This window comes from Rhodococcus sp. Ni2, assembly GCF_021352185.1.
GTDB classification, from domain to species: Bacteria; Actinomycetota; Actinomycetes; order Mycobacteriales; family Mycobacteriaceae; genus Rhodococcus_F; species Rhodococcus_F qingshengii.
Window position 1 is genome coordinate 610,947 of the sequence record NZ_WOXZ01000003.1, and the last position, 14,470, is coordinate 625,416.

Annotated in this window: 17 protein-coding genes; 4 read left to right on the top strand and 13 right to left on the bottom strand. The window is 61.5% G+C overall.

Going from position 1 to position 14,470, the window contains the following annotated elements; genetic code table 11:
- Positions 1-44 precede the first annotated feature (44 nt).
- Positions 45-1,463 (top strand): pyruvate kinase, encoded by a 1,419-nt coding sequence (gene pyk, locus GN300_RS29200; RefSeq protein WP_003944038.1) that lies wholly within the window; start codon positions 45-47, stop codon positions 1,461-1,463.
- Positions 1,464-2,345: an acyl-CoA thioesterase II gene (locus tag GN300_RS29205; RefSeq protein ID WP_003944096.1), complete on the top strand. Its 882-nt coding sequence runs from the start codon at positions 1,464-1,466 to the stop codon at positions 2,343-2,345.
- 33 nt (positions 2,346-2,378) lie between these two features.
- On the opposite strand, the gene GN300_RS29210 is transcribed toward GN300_RS29205, so the two are convergent.
- Positions 2,379-2,882 carry an SRPBCC domain-containing protein gene (locus tag GN300_RS29210; protein ID WP_042923025.1) on the bottom strand — a complete coding sequence of 168 codons (504 nt, stop codon included), beginning with the start codon at positions 2,880-2,882 and terminating at the stop codon, positions 2,379-2,381.
- Between the two features lie 278 nt (positions 2,883-3,160).
- Here GN300_RS29210 and GN300_RS29215 point away from each other — a divergent pair, with 278 nt between their 5' ends.
- The gene (locus GN300_RS29215) at positions 3,161-4,132 is read left to right on the top strand and encodes a bifunctional 5,10-methylenetetrahydrofolate dehydrogenase/5,10-methenyltetrahydrofolate cyclohydrolase (RefSeq protein WP_063316270.1); all 972 of its coding nucleotides are present in this window, start codon (positions 3,161-3,163) and stop codon (positions 4,130-4,132) included.
- Between the two features lie 111 nt (positions 4,133-4,243).
- Here the strand turns inward: GN300_RS29215 and GN300_RS29220 are convergent, their stop codons facing one another.
- Positions 4,244-4,876 (bottom strand): hypothetical protein, encoded by a 633-nt coding sequence (locus GN300_RS29220; protein WP_063316091.1) that lies wholly within the window; start codon positions 4,874-4,876, stop codon positions 4,244-4,246.
- Between the two features lie 242 nt (positions 4,877-5,118).
- Complete coding sequence (locus GN300_RS29225; RefSeq protein WP_156511741.1) at positions 5,119-5,328, bottom strand: hypothetical protein; 210 nt, start codon at positions 5,326-5,328, stop codon at positions 5,119-5,121.
- Between the two features lie 739 nt (positions 5,329-6,067).
- Between GN300_RS29225 and GN300_RS29230 the strand changes: the two genes are divergently transcribed.
- Positions 6,068-6,745 carry a hypothetical protein gene (locus GN300_RS29230; RefSeq protein WP_063316089.1) on the top strand — a complete coding sequence of 226 codons (678 nt, stop codon included), beginning with the start codon at positions 6,068-6,070 and terminating at the stop codon, positions 6,743-6,745.
- Between the two features lie 455 nt (positions 6,746-7,200).
- Here the strand turns inward: GN300_RS29230 and GN300_RS29235 are convergent, their stop codons facing one another.
- The 10 genes from GN300_RS29235 to GN300_RS29280 all read right to left on the bottom strand — a co-directional run bounded on the left by GN300_RS29235 (position 7,201) and on the right by GN300_RS29280 (position 14,411).
- Positions 7,201-7,983 (bottom strand): hypothetical protein, encoded by a 783-nt coding sequence (locus GN300_RS29235; RefSeq protein ID WP_063316088.1) that lies wholly within the window; start codon positions 7,981-7,983, stop codon positions 7,201-7,203.
- An 11-nt stretch (positions 7,984-7,994) separates the two neighbouring features.
- Positions 7,995-8,525 (bottom strand): hypothetical protein, encoded by a 531-nt coding sequence (locus GN300_RS29240; protein ID WP_156511740.1) that lies wholly within the window; start codon positions 8,523-8,525, stop codon positions 7,995-7,997.
- A 20-nt stretch (positions 8,526-8,545) separates the two neighbouring features.
- Positions 8,546-8,950 carry a helix-turn-helix domain-containing protein gene (locus tag GN300_RS29245; protein ID WP_063316086.1) on the bottom strand — a complete coding sequence of 135 codons (405 nt, stop codon included), beginning with the start codon at positions 8,948-8,950 and terminating at the stop codon, positions 8,546-8,548.
- Positions 8,947-9,135 (bottom strand): hypothetical protein, encoded by a 189-nt coding sequence (locus GN300_RS29250; protein WP_063316085.1) that lies wholly within the window; start codon positions 9,133-9,135, stop codon positions 8,947-8,949. The genes GN300_RS29245 and GN300_RS29250 overlap by 4 nt, the downstream gene beginning before the upstream one ends.
- A 119-nt stretch (positions 9,136-9,254) precedes the next feature.
- The gene (locus tag GN300_RS29255) at positions 9,255-9,920 is read right to left on the bottom strand and encodes a hypothetical protein (protein WP_063316084.1); all 666 of its coding nucleotides are present in this window, start codon (positions 9,918-9,920) and stop codon (positions 9,255-9,257) included.
- A gap of 584 nt (positions 9,921-10,504) precedes the next feature.
- A complete protein-coding gene (locus tag GN300_RS29260) occupies positions 10,505-12,013 on the bottom strand; it encodes a phage/plasmid primase, P4 family (protein ID WP_156511739.1) in 1,509 nt (502 codons plus the stop codon).
- Entirely contained in the window at positions 12,010-12,879 is an 870-nt protein-coding gene (locus GN300_RS29265; RefSeq protein ID WP_197487726.1) for a bifunctional DNA primase/polymerase, read from the bottom strand. Before GN300_RS29265 ends, GN300_RS29260 begins: the two co-directional genes overlap by 4 nt.
- A 122-nt stretch (positions 12,880-13,001) precedes the next feature.
- On the bottom strand, positions 13,002-13,283 hold the full coding sequence (locus GN300_RS29270) for a hypothetical protein (protein WP_233405722.1): 282 nt from the start codon (positions 13,281-13,283) through the stop codon (positions 13,002-13,004).
- A 303-nt stretch (positions 13,284-13,586) separates the two neighbouring features.
- Positions 13,587-13,865 (bottom strand): hypothetical protein, encoded by a 279-nt coding sequence (locus GN300_RS29275; protein WP_063316081.1) that lies wholly within the window; start codon positions 13,863-13,865, stop codon positions 13,587-13,589.
- A 333-nt stretch (positions 13,866-14,198) separates the two neighbouring features.
- Positions 14,199-14,411 (bottom strand): AlpA family transcriptional regulator, encoded by a 213-nt coding sequence (locus tag GN300_RS29280; protein ID WP_233405723.1) that lies wholly within the window; start codon positions 14,409-14,411, stop codon positions 14,199-14,201.
- Positions 14,412-14,470 lie beyond the last annotated feature (59 nt).

Below are 14,470 nucleotides of genomic sequence, written 5' to 3' on the forward strand. Positions count from 1 at the left end.
AATGCCGGATAGAAGTGCGGTGGGGTAGCGACTAGGCTCGAGCCGTGAACCGACGGACAAAAATTGTATGCACACTTGGACCTGCGACAGCTTCTGGCGACCGCATCCGTGAGCTCGTGGAGAGCGGCATGGACGTGGCGCGCCTCAACTTCAGCCACGGCGAGCATGCCGATCACGAAGAAAACTACATTCGCGTCCGCGCCGCGTCGGACGCCACCGGAAAGGCCGTCGGTGTTCTCGCCGACCTTCAGGGGCCCAAGATTCGCCTCGGCCGATTCAAGGACGAGCGGACCACCTGGGCCAACGGTGAAGAGGTTCGTATCACCGTCGACGACGTCGAGGGAACGCACGATCGCGTCGGGACCACGTACAAGGAATTGGCGCGCGACGCCAAGGCCGGCGATCGACTGCTGGTCGACGACGGAAAGGTCGGCCTGGTCGTCACGTCCATCGACGGCAACGACGTCGTCTGTCGGGTCACCGAAGGCGGTCCGGTCAGCAACAACAAGGGCCTCTCACTGCCCGGTATGAACGTCTCCGTTCCAGCCCTGTCGGGCAAGGACATCGCCGACCTCGAGTTCGCTCTCAAGCTGGGTGTCGACTTCATTGCACTCTCCTTCGTTCGCTCACCGGCGGACGTCGAATTGGTTCACGCCATCATGGATCGAGTCGGGCGCCGCGTTCCCGTCATCGCGAAGCTCGAGAAGCCCGAGGCCATCGACAATCTCGAAGCCATCGTGCTCGCGTTCGACGCCGTCATGGTCGCCCGCGGTGACCTCGGTGTCGAGTTGCCGCTCGAGCAGGTCCCGCTCGTTCAGAAGCGCGCAATCCAGATTGCTCGTGAGAACGCGAAGCCGGTCATCGTCGCGACGCAGATGCTCGAGTCGATGATCGAGAACTCACGTCCCACTCGCGCAGAGGCATCCGATGTCGCCAACGCCGTTCTCGACGGCGCCGACGCAGTCATGCTCTCGGGCGAGACTTCGGTGGGCAAGTACGTCATGGAAACCGTTCGCACCATGGCCCGCATCGTCGAGGCCGTCGAGAACGAATCGACCCGTGTCCCACCGTTGACCCACGTCCCGCGCACCAAGCGCGGTGTCATCTCGTACGCAGCACGCGACATCGGCGAACGTCTCGACGCCAAGGCCTTGGTTGCGTTCACTCAGTCCGGTGACACGGTGCGTCGACTGGCTCGTCTGCACACGCCGCTGCCGTTGCTCGCCTTCACACCGCTGCCCGCGGTGCGCAGTCAGCTGACGCTGACGTGGGGAACCGAGACGTTCCTGGTCGATGCGGTGGCCACCACCGACGAGATGGTGCGTCAGGTGGACAGTGCGTTGCTCTCCCTCGGGCGGTACGTCAAGGGCGACCTCGTGGTCATCGTTGCCGGATCCCCTCCGGGAACTGTCGGTTCCACCAACCTCATTCACGTCCACCGTATCGGCGAAGAGGACCACTGAGTGACCCACGCGAACGCGTCCACCGACCTCGGTACTCTCCTCGGTCTGTTGGATCTGGAGCAGATCGGTGAAGACGCGTTCCGTGGATACCACCCGAAACAGGTAGGTTCGCGGACGTTCGGCGGTCAGTTGGTGTCTCAGGCACTGATGGCCGCCGGGCGGACCGTCGACGGTGATCGCCCCATCCATGCGGTGAATGCCCATTTCATTCGCGGCGGAGATGTCAAGGCGCCCATCGAGTATCGGGTGGATCGTCATCGCGACGGGCGGGCGTTCGCCAACCGTCAGGTGACTGCCTATCAGGGTGAGAACGAATTGTTCGTGATGCTCGCGGCGTTCCAGGACTCCGGCAAGGGGCTCGACCATGCTGTCGAGATCCCGGATGTTCCACTTCCGGAGTCGTTGCCTCCCATCGGCGATCATCTGGTGGGGTACGAGGAAAAACTGCCGCATTTCAGTGCGGCGCTCAAGCCGATCGACATGCGGTACGCCAACGATCCGGCGTGGATCCTCAAGGGCACCGGCGAGAAACTCAACCACAATCGGGTGTGGATGCGCCCCGACGGTGATCTGCCGGACGATTCGCTCATTCACGCTGCGACGCTGGCATATTCGTCCGACACCACCGTGCTCGATTCGATTCTGACCACTCATGGTTTGTCCTGGGGTCATGATCGTATCGTCGCGGCGACGGTCAATCATTCGATCTGGTTCCATCGCCCGTTCCGGTTCACCGACTGGGTTCTGTACGCCACCGAATCGCCGGTCGCCGCAGGTTCGCGCGGTCTGGCAACGGGACGGTACTTCTCGGTGGAAGGTCTGTTGTTGGCGACGGTGGTCCAAGAAGGAATGATCAGGCATTTCCCGCGTAAAGGGGAATGAGATGCGGGCCCGAGACCGAACTCGGGCCCAGAATCAAGCAGACTTGCGATATTGCGGTGAGAGTTCGTCGGCGCGGTCCCACGGAGACCAGTCGACTTCGCGTCCATCGAGTTGGGCCGCAACAACTTCCAAGCCCGCGTGCCAGCCGGCGGCGTGCGCGTACGCGGATTCCTCGTCCTCCATCGTGTGGGTGAGAGTCAGCCAACAGCCGCCGGTGCCGTCCGGTGCCAGTTCCCAATGAAGAGTGTCTGCGTCCCAAAGGAATTCGAGAATTCGGTGCGGGTGGACGCTGATGACCGTCCCGCGCGTCACGTGATCTGCGGGCAGTCCGAAACGCTCGACTTGTTCCGGTGTCACCTTGAACAGTAGATCCGCGCCGGGAGTGAGATCGAAATCGACGTCCGCCGGAAACCAGGCGTCGAGGTACTCGCGTTCCGTTATCACTTTCCAGACCTTGTCCGGTGCGTGCGGAATCGCCAGTTGGAAGCTCAGTGACACCCGACCGTCATAGGTCAGGTTTATCTTGCCGTTGTCCATCGGTGCCTCCAATGCTTGGTGCCCGTGCGGTTGCCCCCATCGTGCCATCTAATTGCACAGGATGGAATAACTGCAGGTCAGATCGTTACCTATTGATAGGTTATGTCGATTTGTCTCGTTTTGTGAGTGGCGTTCTCGACGCGTTTCGTGGCGGTGAAGCAACCGCGCGGTACGCTGACCACGCACGACTGGCGCGGGTGGGGATTACCACCGGGGAGTGCACATCGCGAGGCATCGACCGCCTGGGTGCTTCACACATCTTGTGTGAAGGGGGATCCATGTCTACCGAGAATCGGCCTACCGAAAACGTCTCTACCAAGAATCTGTCGACCCAGACCGCGCCCGCTCGAATAATCGACGGACGCGCAATTGCCGATGCTGCGCTCGCGGACCTGTCAGTGCGCACCAGGCAGTTTCGTGATGAGGCGGGGCACGTTCCATGCCTGGCCGCCGTCATCGTGGGAGCGGACCCGGCCTCGAAGGCGTATGTACAGATGAAGGCCAAACGATCTGTCGCCGTCGGAATGACGTCGCGGACGGTCGAACTCCCGGTGAGTACAACCACCGAAGAACTGGTCGGCGTGCTGAGAGCGTTGTCGGCGGACCCTTCGATCGACGGCATACTGCTGCAACACCCGGTGCCAGACCACATCGACGAACGGGCCGCGTTCGATGCCATCTCGGCCGACAAAGACGTTGATGGCGTCACTTCGGCATCTTTTGCGGCAATGGCGTTGACCGGTGGGGGATTCGAATCGTGTACGCCGAGTGGCATCCTGCGCCTCCTCGACGCCACAGGCGTCGAACTCTCCGGAAAGCATGCCGTCGTGGTCGGCCGAAGCCCGATACTCGGATTGCCGATGGGAATGCTCCTCCTGCGTCGAGGCGCAACGGTGACATACTGCCATTCGCGCACCGTCGACCTGGCCGCACACGTCGCCTCGGCAGACGTCGTCATCGCGGCCGTCGGTGTTCCGGAACTGATCAAAGGGGCGTGGATCAAGCCTGGGGCATTGGTGATCGATGCGGGGTACAACGAGGGCAACGTCGGAGATGTGGAGTACGCCGCTGCGCTCCCACATGCCGGTGCGATCACACCGGTGCCGGGTGGCGTCGGCCCCATGACGGTGGCAGTCCTGCTGGAACAAACACTGGCAGCAGCAGTTCGAGCAGCGGACGTTCGGGCATGCAGTGAGAATCATGACAGTCGTGTTGAACCGGACCCCGCAATCGCCTCGGATCGATTGTGAGACCTCGGTTTCGCGACGGAGTATTCATCCGCCCCGCGATAACCGAATTACCGCGTCGCGCACCGCTGCGCTGGAATGGCTGAGCTGAGCCCGCAATTGGGTATTCGACAGTCAGCTGTGTGCTGTGGGGATGTCGATCGTCAACTGGGACGGTGAATCGGATGCCGATACGGTGTATGCCGGACGGATGTCGACCGTGCCGACAAACGACTGCAGGATCGCACTGTTCCTGGCTGCACTGTCTATGCGCGTGATGTTTTCGCCCTCGTGAGATACGGAGTTGAGCGACGAATCCGATTGGACTCCCATCAGGTCGACTTGAAGTATCGATCGACTTCCGACGTCCACGACTGTGCTGTCACCCGCTCGGATTGCTTCACTGACGTACTCGGTTTTCCAGAAGACAGATCCGCTTCCGTCGAAGCGATAGGTGATGCGCGCGAAACCATCGTGATCGATCACGTCGATCTCGGTCACATCGACGCGCGGAGTCGGTGAAGGGACCTCCGTGTCGTTCGGGAACGGGGGAGGCATGGAGATCTCGGTGGATGGGGCATCGACAGCGGGAGAGCCGACCTGAAGGGTGCCGGTCTGTGTTGCAGCATCGAGCGCGGCCTGGGTGGAAGATTCGCCGGCAGTGCTGGATTCGCCGGCAGTATTGGATTGGCCGTCTGTTTGACACCCGGTGAGCAGCGCGAGAATCGATATGGCTCCGAGCAGAGCAATCAGCCGGTGACCGTTCATGGATCGAATCTAACGGCGGTCGATCTGGGGTACAGCCGAATGCCGAAACCTTGCGGTGCGGCCAGCTGCGGCAGGTGGTGCCCTCGGTGAGACTCGAAATAAAAATCGGTCACCTAGGGTCCAGCGGTGATGGAGCCGCACGAGCCGTCACCTGCAAATGTACCAATTATCTAGTGACACGACTTGATGCTCACTGAGGGCGGAATGTGTCCAAACCGTGTCCACATAGCGCCCCCGATTGTTCAGTACACCTGTGCAATTCCCCACTCGGCTAAATCTTCGCCGTCGTAGGCGGCTTTGACATTCGCTGCGGTCATGAATGCGTTGGAGTCAGGAGCCAGGTCCTCAAGTAATTTGTCGAGCTCTAGTTCGTTGGCACCTTCTGACAGCGATTTTCGAATTTTGTGCCAGTGTCTCGCGAAAGGCGTCCTGCCGTCTTTCTCGGACGTCATGTGCCAGAGCATTCGGTAGGCGCGAACGTCGGGTGTGAGCTGAAAGTCTGGGAAGAGCGAATTCATATTGCGCGGGATTCGCCATGAATGTCGGCGAGGGGATAGACGCGCGCGGCGACCTGTTGGGGTTGCGGTCCCGCGAACGGTCAAGGACCTACGGTCAGCTGCGTGTTTGGTCCCCTTCACCAATGCCCAAAGGGGATATATCACGGTGACACTGGCTCCCGGCTCCAGTCGTGCCGAATTCTTGTCGTGCCCCTCGTGTGCTTGAACGGGTATTCCAGCAATGCTTCGTCTCCAAAGTTTCCACCAGGTCATTCGTCCGAGGTCAAGCGAAACGTCCTCTACTGAGACCGCAACGCGGCCGATGTTCGTGACCTGGATTAGCGCCAGTTCCACTCCGAATTGGCTAATTCCGCCATCGAAGAGATGTTGATTGGCCGGGAGCCCACTTCTTCCTTTGCCTCGGTAAATAGTGTTTTGGTGATCGAGAAATCCCGGCCGCAAACGGACCTTCAAGCGAGACCCGGAGAGTCTATAGAGCATGAACTGCCACACAAGGCCGCCGAGCGTGACACACGCGCTGACAACTGAAACTATGAGGGCGATTTGGGCAGTTTCCACAAATGCGAGGGTAAGCGAATCGCAATCGAGACTGTTATTCGGTGTCGAGTGTCTCGGTCGAGTGGCACTGATGAAGGCAATCATCCTGTGAACGTCCGTCAGCAGGGTAGCTGTCGTGGTGGTCGCTTACGATCCGCAGATGAGTTTATGGGCGCAACTGGTCAGCGGGCCAGCAATGGGTGGTTTGTTGGCGCTAGGCGGAGTTTTCTTGACCCAACGCAACTCGCGTTCCGAGAAACAACGAGACCGCGAGGTCCAGGTCGAAGACAAACTGCGAGAGGAAGTCAGCGAACTCTTGGCATCGCGCGCGACGACTACACGCCTGCAGACAGACCTCGCGGTTGCTTGGGTGCAGGGTCGTGATGCGGACGCCGCAGCGGATCGCGAGGGGTCGAGCGAGGCCGACAAAGCGCTGAGCGAGGCAGCGAAAGATGTTGTCGAGAATCAGATTCAGATGTACGAAGAGCACACCGAAGAACTGCGGCGGAGAGTTCAAATGGTTTCACTCCTAACCGTCGACCGATCTTTGAACTCCGCGCTTGAGCAGCTTCGAGAACTGACTTTTGGCGAGGTTATGTTGCCGACCGATTACGTCGATAAGGGTGCGATACCAGAGACATCTGTTCTCGAAGTGCGACGGCTAGTCAGAGAAACCGAGGACGCTTTCGGTGCCATCGAAGACGCGACGCGTTCTCTAGTCGCAAACCATGGATTAACCCGGCCGCAGGGCCTACGGGGCAGAGCTAAGGCGAAGTGGCAGAAGCTCAAGCGCGCCCCGGCCAGCACTGGCTAGGAGATCAGGAGGAGTTCCCTGAACAGCCGAGAACCCCCTACCTGCTGGCCATTGGCCGAGTGGGTAAGGGGTTCTCTGGTTGCGACGGTTGATCGCACGCGAAGTGAGGGGCGCAGGCTGGATCAGTGGGGGAGAAAGGCTTGCCCTAACCTGCCTTCGATTCCGGTTCCTGATGCGAATTGGAGTATCAGGCAGGTGACGTTGACGCCCGCTGTCGAATTGGTTCCGGCACTGTCGTTCTGGGGTCTCGCTTGGCCTCGGAGGGATTCGGAGCCCGTGGGGGCCTCGGAATACCCCCGCGAGGAGGTCGAGAACCCCCACGACCGGGGACGAGAGCCCCGCAGAATGTCGGAGGGAGAAACAGCCAATTGACCTCGGAGGAGTTGGCCCCCAGGTACTTCGACATTTGTGACGGGGTATATCGGACCGGACCCTCTCGGACCCCCTCGAACTCTCTAGCGGTGCGGCAAACTATCGAGCTCGCGCTCGGTGGGTTTGCGGGCAGGTTCCAACGGTCCGGACTCTGCATCCGCCATGATCGCTCGCGCTTCGGTGACCGTGTTGAGCACTCGCAACGGCACCTTGGCCCACACTCCACCCCGTAGGCCGTGGTGTGTACCCCCGAATGCGTGCCCCGCCTGAATCAACTGAGCAGACGAGGCCGAGAAGAACGCGGCTTGTGCGTGGTCCTCGGTGTACTCGGTTGTCCTCACAACACCGAAGTGCACAACCATGAGACGAACGAGGTTGCGAATCGAATCGGCCTTTGCCTGTGCCTGCGGCAGGGCGCGCCATGCGTCGATCTGCTCGGGTTCGCCGCTGGCGAGGATGGCCTCGGCTGATGCCCCGCCATTCAGCCGCCGGCCCGCCTCGGCGAAGGCGCCGGCGGCTTCCTCGAATTTGGGTCGAAGGGTGTCCATCAGGGCGTCACCCCCGGCTCCGCGCAGGTCTTCGGTGAATTGCTGGATGAGGGTATGGACGGCGATTTCGCGTGGGCGCGACGAGTGGTACTCGCGGGCGCTGGCCGTACCCACGTCCGAAATGAAACCTTCGATTTCAGCGGCCGTCAGATCAGGATCGCTCAGAAGCCCTTCGAGATTCGGTGCTCTTGAAACCTCCGATCTACTGGCGATAGCCGATGCAAGCTCGGCGGTCTTGGCTAGCGACTGGGGCAGTTCGGCCCCGAGTGCCTGAACGGTGTCGCGGAGGCGTTGGACGTCATTGATGTTTGCAACCATGTTCTAGCTCCTCAGGAGAACCAGCCGTCGTCGTCAGACGAGGCGGTGTTGTTGGTGGTTGGGGTCTCGGCCGGTGCCGATGCGGCGATGTCGGCTTCGAGGTCGGCGGCGTCGAACCATCCGAGGTCGTCGGCGCTGGCGGCGCTGGCGGCGCGGGCGAGGTGGGTGGTGTTGCTGGTGCCGGTGGTGAGAGGTGCGGCCGACGCGGTGAGGTCTGCCGTGTCGAACCATCCGAGGTCGGCTTCGGGTTGCTTCCCACCTGCGGCGAGGTGGCGCTCGTGCCACACGCGGTCCTCAGTGGAGGTCGGGTTGTTCGAGGCCAGCAGCACGGGCTGCAAGGCCCGCAGTCGTTCGGTGGTCTCCACCGGGTTGAGGTCGTATTGGTCGTTCCAGTACCCGATTCGAGCTGCGAGGATTCGGCCTGTGGCTACGGCCGCTTTCACGGTGGCGTCTCGCGTGGCGTAGAAGCCCGGATACTGGCGCTTCAATGCGCGTTTGTCGGCGGCAGCGGCGAGGACTCGTGTCCGTTCCTTCGCTGTCATTGGGGGTTTCTTCTTGGTGTTCATGAGTTGCCTTGTCGTTGGTGTCGTTTGCGGGCCTCGATCTGCCAGGGGTCGAAGGTCCAGTTCTGGCCGATCTTGTGGCCGTCGAGGCGACCTCGGCGCGCCAAGTCCCGCACGGCGTTTGGAGTGACCCCGAGAAGGTTTGCGGCCTGCTCGGTTGTCAGCCGCTCGGCGTCCTGGACCAGTCCATCATTGGATGTTGTTGCGGCACTGGCGGTTATGGCGTTCGCGCCTGCGCGGCTGGCGTTCTCGAGCGCTACGCCCGCGGCCAGTACGTCGCGGGTGAACCCCGGTGCGCCGCGGGCGCGGAGCTGCTCGTTTCCGGTTCTGATGGCCTTCGCGACGAGGGCGGCAGCTCTGGGGTCGAGCGCGACCACGCCTGTGATGAACGCGGCCGGGGTCATCGCTTGGCGGCGATTTCTTCGCGGAGTGCTCGCACTTCCTGAGTGAGTCCGAGTAGCGCCTGCGCGACTGCCATTCGGGACGCCACCTGCGCTTGCGGTCCGATGCCTGCGCAACGGGTTTCGTCGATCAGGTCGAGAACGTTGTCGTCAGAGAGGGCGGTGTCGATATTTACGTTGATCTTCACGGGTCTTCCGTCCGGTCGTGGGTTGTTGGCCGAACCGCTCTCGGGGTGGTGTTCTGGTGTCTCGCGTCCAACGGGAGACGTTTGCGGGGGTTGGTGGGCATTCCGACCCCCACGAGGGATCAGACCGTGAGGGAAGCCGCTTCGGATTCGATTTCCGTGTGGGTCGGTGGGAACATGTCGCGACGTTGGCGAGCCTGAACGCGACGGTTCAACTCGCGTTGCGATTCTCGGAGTTCGACTTTCGCCCAATGCGCGGTTACCTCTCGATCCCGCACGTCAGCCGACAGGACGAGGTCGAGATTTTTGTTGATGAGCTCGGCCGCCAACAGAAGGTCTGCGGCGCAGGCGTTCGTCAGTGCGAGGAGTTGGCGGGTCGGGCGGATCTCCGAACATGGGATGAATCCGAGGCGGCCTTGGAGCCATAAGCGGCGAACTCGGACCGCCAACCCGAGCACCCCTCGTGGGCGTTTCGGCACATCTTCAGTCGGGACTGCGGCCCACGCTGCTTTCCAGTTAGTGTCGTCCAGGTTCGGGATCGAGAACCCGCGCCAACCCCGCTGCGTGTGGGAGCGCAGGTCAGTGGTTTTCCCGGCGTGGTTCTGGGAGATGATCTGTTTCGAATGAAGCTCGAGCGGTGTCTCGTACCCGAGGTTGTTGCACCATTTGGCGAGGTCGCCGAGGGCCTCGGCAGTCGAGAGCGAACCTTGGGCGTCTTGGACTACTCGGGAGTCCCACCAGGCGCTGACAACTTCGATCAGTTCGTTGTACTGCAGGTTCCGCGTCATTTGAGATCTCCTTGGATTCGAGGGCGGCGGGGTGGACACCTCCGCGTGGGTGCTGGCCATGCGGCCAAAGGTCAGGGGGCGTTCCCCGCGAAACGGTCAGGTCGGAACGTCCCCCAGACGAGCCAAAAGCGGAGGCGCTCCCCTCCGAAGGCGTCGTTGTTGTGTCTCGTTTGGCTTCCCTTGGCCTCGCGGGCGTTCCGACGGTTTCGGTGCCCGTGCGGCGTGGGAACGCCTCCGCTTTGGCTTTCGAGAGTGTGGAGCTGCGCCCGCAACAGGTAAAGAACGGTCTCGCAACGGGCGTTCGGCCGCACCCGTTGCCTGCTCCGTCGCAGGTCAGAGTGGGTGAGAGTGGAGTTCCGCAACGGGGACAACGCGTCCAATCGGAAGGAGCGTTCCGCGTAAAAAGAACGTGGCGAATTCTCACGTACGAAAAACTCCCACTTTCACCCGTTGCCCCCGTTGCCTTGAAGGTCTTTTGAGCGTTCCTGTGCAGGTCAGAGGTGGTGAGTTGGTGCAACGGGTGCGTCATCGTTACCCGTTGCCTACCCGTTGTGAAGGCTCGTCTACCCGTTGCGCGTTCCATTTCACGCCTCGTTCTCGGAGGGGCGCGGACGAAGTTTCAGACCACGAACGCCTCTTACACCGTTTCGCACTGCGGACTTGAAACCCTTTGACTTGGAAATCTTTTGCGCTGCAACAAGGCCGGGGACGCGCCGCTCATGTTCGACGCCTTCATTTTCTTGCCACCATGAGATATCGGCTCGTAGCTCTGCTCCCGAGGTCCACTCCTCCGGGTCGATGACAATGCGCTCGTTCCACCAGCCGTCGAAGGGTGAGAGCTCTCGGAACGAGGCGGCCGAGGCCTTCTTGACGTCGTCGTGCCAATTCGCCTGGATGAGACCCTCGGCCTTGTATGCCTGGTACCCCTCTACGAGCCAGGCGAGCACCGCAGGCCAGACGTCCGAGTTCTCGTGCGGTGACGCCTTCTTCATCGAGTCCTCAATCTGATGATCGAATGGGAGAACCAGAATTCGACGTTGCAACGCCGCGTCAGCGTCCGGAATCAGCGGCATCTTGTTGGTCGCGATCACTGGTGTGAAGTCTGGGATCTTCTGGACCAGCACCGGCGAGTGGGGAAGCCGCGCTCCAACCGTCTCGTTACCCGTCAACCGTTTGAGCAACGAAGCGTGCAATGTTTGGACGACTCCTGACTCGGACATCTCCGCGAAGCGCGCATAAAGCGCGGTTGACAACTCGGCTGTTGCGCCTGCCTCGCGCTTCTCTCGGAAGAAAGAGGGGTCAACCGTGGTCGCGTAGTCGTCGCCGAGAACTGTCCGGATTACTTCTTTCAACGCTGATTTGCCCGTCGAGGTGTCACCCAAGAGCAGGACCAGTAAGCGGTCGGGGTTTCCCTTGAGCAGCGCGGCGTACCCGAGCACCTTCTGAACAAACTTGCGATACTCCCGGTCAGGCAAGAATGTGTCGAGGTAACTCGTCCATTCAGGGTGGGTCGCGTTCTGCTGGTAGTCGCACGCAGCGGACTTGGTGACCAAAACGTCGCGGGAACGTTGGATTAGCTCTCCGGTGGCGATGTTGATTACACCGTTCAGGACGCCGAACAATTCGGGCGTGGAGTCGAACTCGTCCGGGTCCACAGCGAAGCCGAGTCGCTGCGCGCGGTTGTGACCAAGTGCGATGGCGGCCTCAACGCGGGGACGGTTTCCGCACTGCTGCGCCCATGCGTCGAGCGTCCGAGCGAACGCGCGGGCTTCCTTCAATTCGTCAGAACCCCGTTGGACGTTCTCGGCCGCGATGGCGTCGGCCTTCTCCTTCGCCTCGTCTGCGCGTCTCTGCCATTCCCGCTCGACGCTATTCTCGAACTCGGGGCTGAGTTCTGAATTTTTGCGGTCTACCCAGCCTCTCGACACGTCGAAGTGCTTCCACCAGCCAGAAGTCGAACGCACGGCGAGAAGGTCTCCCTCGTGGGCGTTGACAAACATCGCGGCATTGGTCGAATCGTTGCGGACGTCTTCGCGTGGAGGCTGCGCGAAGCTCGTTTCGACCTCGTCTGGGGCTCCCTTAGGGATTCTCAATTTATTGCACTCCGATCCAGGTTGGAGACCCCATCGACCGGAGGGAGAGAGTCATTTGTATTGGGGTATTGGTCCGCAGTCCAGGCCGCGATTCGGTCCACGTCGGCCGGGTCGAGTCCGATCTGCACTGCCATGTCGCGGAGTCGGTTCACGAGGTCGGGCGAGCCGCCGTAGTCCCGGTACGCTGCGCCGATGTATCGCTGGTAGTAACTGCGGCGTCCGTCGCCTGGCCGCTTAACTGCGAGGTGTCGGACAAGGTGGAGCCCAGGCGTTCCCACGGAAGCTCCTCCTGATCTCGTGACCACGGGAGGGCGCGGCTTCGGTTCGGGGCGCTGAATGTGCTCGAGCCACGCGGCCGGAAGTTCGGCGATGGGGAGGTCTCGCCACACGCGGTAGATGCGGCCGGATTTGTGGACGGACCCTGGAGCCAAGACGAACCCCTTGTCGGTCTTGAGGTCTACGCCCGGAATCGCGGCCAGCAGAGGACGCTCCGAAGAACATGAGTAGTAGTAATGGCTTCCGCGATTGGTGCGGACGACGCGTGTCGGAGGCAAGGAGAGGCCGCGCTCGTTCATCCACGGGGTGAGGAGAGCAGCGGAGTCGATATCCACGACGACCATGCCTGCGGCCGGACGAATACCAATGTTCCCGTTCGCGTGAATGCGGGTCCACTTCTCGATCTGCACCTGGTCGGTAGTCGCGTCGAGGTGTCCGTGCGACCCCGCGTAGGGGGTCTTGTCTCGCGGGACGAGCGGGAAGACGGACCAGCCGTCAGCGGCGAGCGCGGGCGCATGGTCAGCGAACGGGCCAGCAGGAGGCGCTATGGAGCGGGGTGCTGATTTAGCTTGTCGTGCTAAGGATTTCACTATTACTCCTCATTTGTTCTGAGGAGCGCGTGTTACGCTGGGGTTCTCGTGTTCAGCGTGTACGTGCGCGCTCCGTTCGCCCCGGTTGCCTGCCAGCAATTGGGGCGGACTGCTGCTCGGGGTCATTGCTCTTTCGGGACGCGATGGCCTGGAGGCAGAGGCAGGATTCCGACCCTCCGGCGTTGCCGCGCTTCGTAGTTGCGAGCCTTCTTGCGGAGTCGCTCCCGCTCGCGCGTTTCCGGATCGGATGCTGCGATTCGTTCTGCCCGCTTGCGCCAGTTCTCGCGAGCTCTGATGCGCGCCAGCTCTTTGTGTTCGGGAGTTCCGGGCTTGGGTCGCTGTACCGGGGCCTCGCTGGCCTCGTCATGTCTAGGTTCTGGGTTGCTCATAGGAAACGAAAGCATGTGGTATTCCTGACGCAGAAGTATTACTACCTCGGCCACAATCGGCCGAAGCGGAGGGAGGTCAAGAGGGAGAAAAGCCCTCGGCAACAACTGATTTCGGAGATGGTTCCTCGTGGCCGCTCGTTGGTCTTCCGGACGAACGAACGCGCCCAGCGGGTACCCGAATGGAAGCGGGGTCCGCTGGGCGCGTCGGGGATTACTGGTGTCAGGCGTCACGCGGTCAGAAGACGAGCGCGCCCCAGATCAGCAGGTAGACGAGACACGCCCACCCGGTGGTTTTCAGCTCGAATCGCTCCTGGGCGGTCATTCGGCGGCCTCCGCATCGAGCGCCTTCTGATCCTCTACGACCCCGTTCAGTTCTGTTAGTGCCGTCAGCAATTCTGTAATCTTGCCGCTGGGAACCTCTGTGCAATCGCCCTCGGTTGCGACGAACTCGACTGTGTACACGGCCTCGGTAAACGTGCCGTCGTTGTTGCGTCTGATCGTCCGGAGGGCCTGGACAATCATTTCGTCAGTCGCCCACTGCGCCAGGGTGTCGATTCGCTCGGTGGGAGCGAGCCGCCCGTACGCGACTGAGAGCACCAAGGACCACGAACCTCTCAACCGTGTTCATTCGGCGGCCTCGGCTTCCTGGTGGCGAGCCATCTCGCGAACAGCGGTCTGTAGCTCGTCGATCAGGGAGTGAACGTCGTCCACATCACGCATGACAAAACGTGGGCCAGATTGACGGCCAATCGATACTGATCCATCCGTCGGCGAGAACTTGGCGCGAACGGGGGCGTCGGGGCTTGGTTGCGTGTTGTCGGGGGTGCTTGATTCAATAGGCATGTTGATTTCGCTTTCGGTCCGAGCCGCGCGCTCGGGTTGGTGGTTGGATTCGCCCCCGGTGTTGGCGCACTGGGGGGCGTTTCGTATTCAGGCCGTCGCGTCGGCGGCCGTTCCGGTGCGAATGTCGGAGTCGATGTAGTCCCGCAGGTCTTGGACCGCGTAGGCGACTCGATGGCCTAGCTTCCTGAACTTCGGACCCGCGCCTCGATACCGCAGTGCGGCCAGCGCTCCTTCGCTCGTGAGCAGCACCTCGGCCGCCTCCTTCGCTGACAACAACCGTGGAATCTCGGTGGGAGTCACAATCGCCTCCAATTTCGTGTCGATGATGGTCGCTCCGATTGGAGTAACACGAGAAAATA

What these genes read in the sequence shown, in the direction of transcription:
- GN300_RS29210 (WP_042923025.1), bottom strand. Translation starts at nt 2,882, where the DNA reads ATGGACAACGGCAAGATAAACCTGACCTATGACGGTCGGGTGTCACTG.
- GN300_RS29215 (WP_063316270.1), top strand. Translation starts at nt 3,161, where the DNA reads ATGTCTACCGAGAATCGGCCTACCGAAAACGTCTCTACCAAGAATCTG.
- GN300_RS29220 (WP_063316091.1), bottom strand. Translation starts at nt 4,876, where the DNA reads ATGAACGGTCACCGGCTGATTGCTCTGCTCGGAGCCATATCGATTCTC.
- GN300_RS29225 (WP_156511741.1), bottom strand. Translation starts at nt 5,328, where the DNA reads ATGACGTCCGAGAAAGACGGCAGGACGCCTTTCGCGAGACACTGGCAC.
- GN300_RS29235 (WP_063316088.1), bottom strand. Translation starts at nt 7,983, where the DNA reads ATGGTTGCAAACATCAATGACGTCCAACGCCTCCGCGACACCGTTCAG.
- GN300_RS29240 (WP_156511740.1), bottom strand. Translation starts at nt 8,525, where the DNA reads ATGACAGCGAAGGAACGGACACGAGTCCTCGCCGCTGCCGCCGACAAA.
- GN300_RS29245 (WP_063316086.1), bottom strand. Translation starts at nt 8,950, where the DNA reads ATGACCCCGGCCGCGTTCATCACAGGCGTGGTCGCGCTCGACCCCAGA.
- GN300_RS29255 (WP_063316084.1), bottom strand. Translation starts at nt 9,920, where the DNA reads ATGACGCGGAACCTGCAGTACAACGAACTGATCGAAGTTGTCAGCGCC.
- GN300_RS29270 (WP_233405722.1), bottom strand. Translation starts at nt 13,283, where the DNA reads ATGCTTTCGTTTCCTATGAGCAACCCAGAACCTAGACATGACGAGGCC.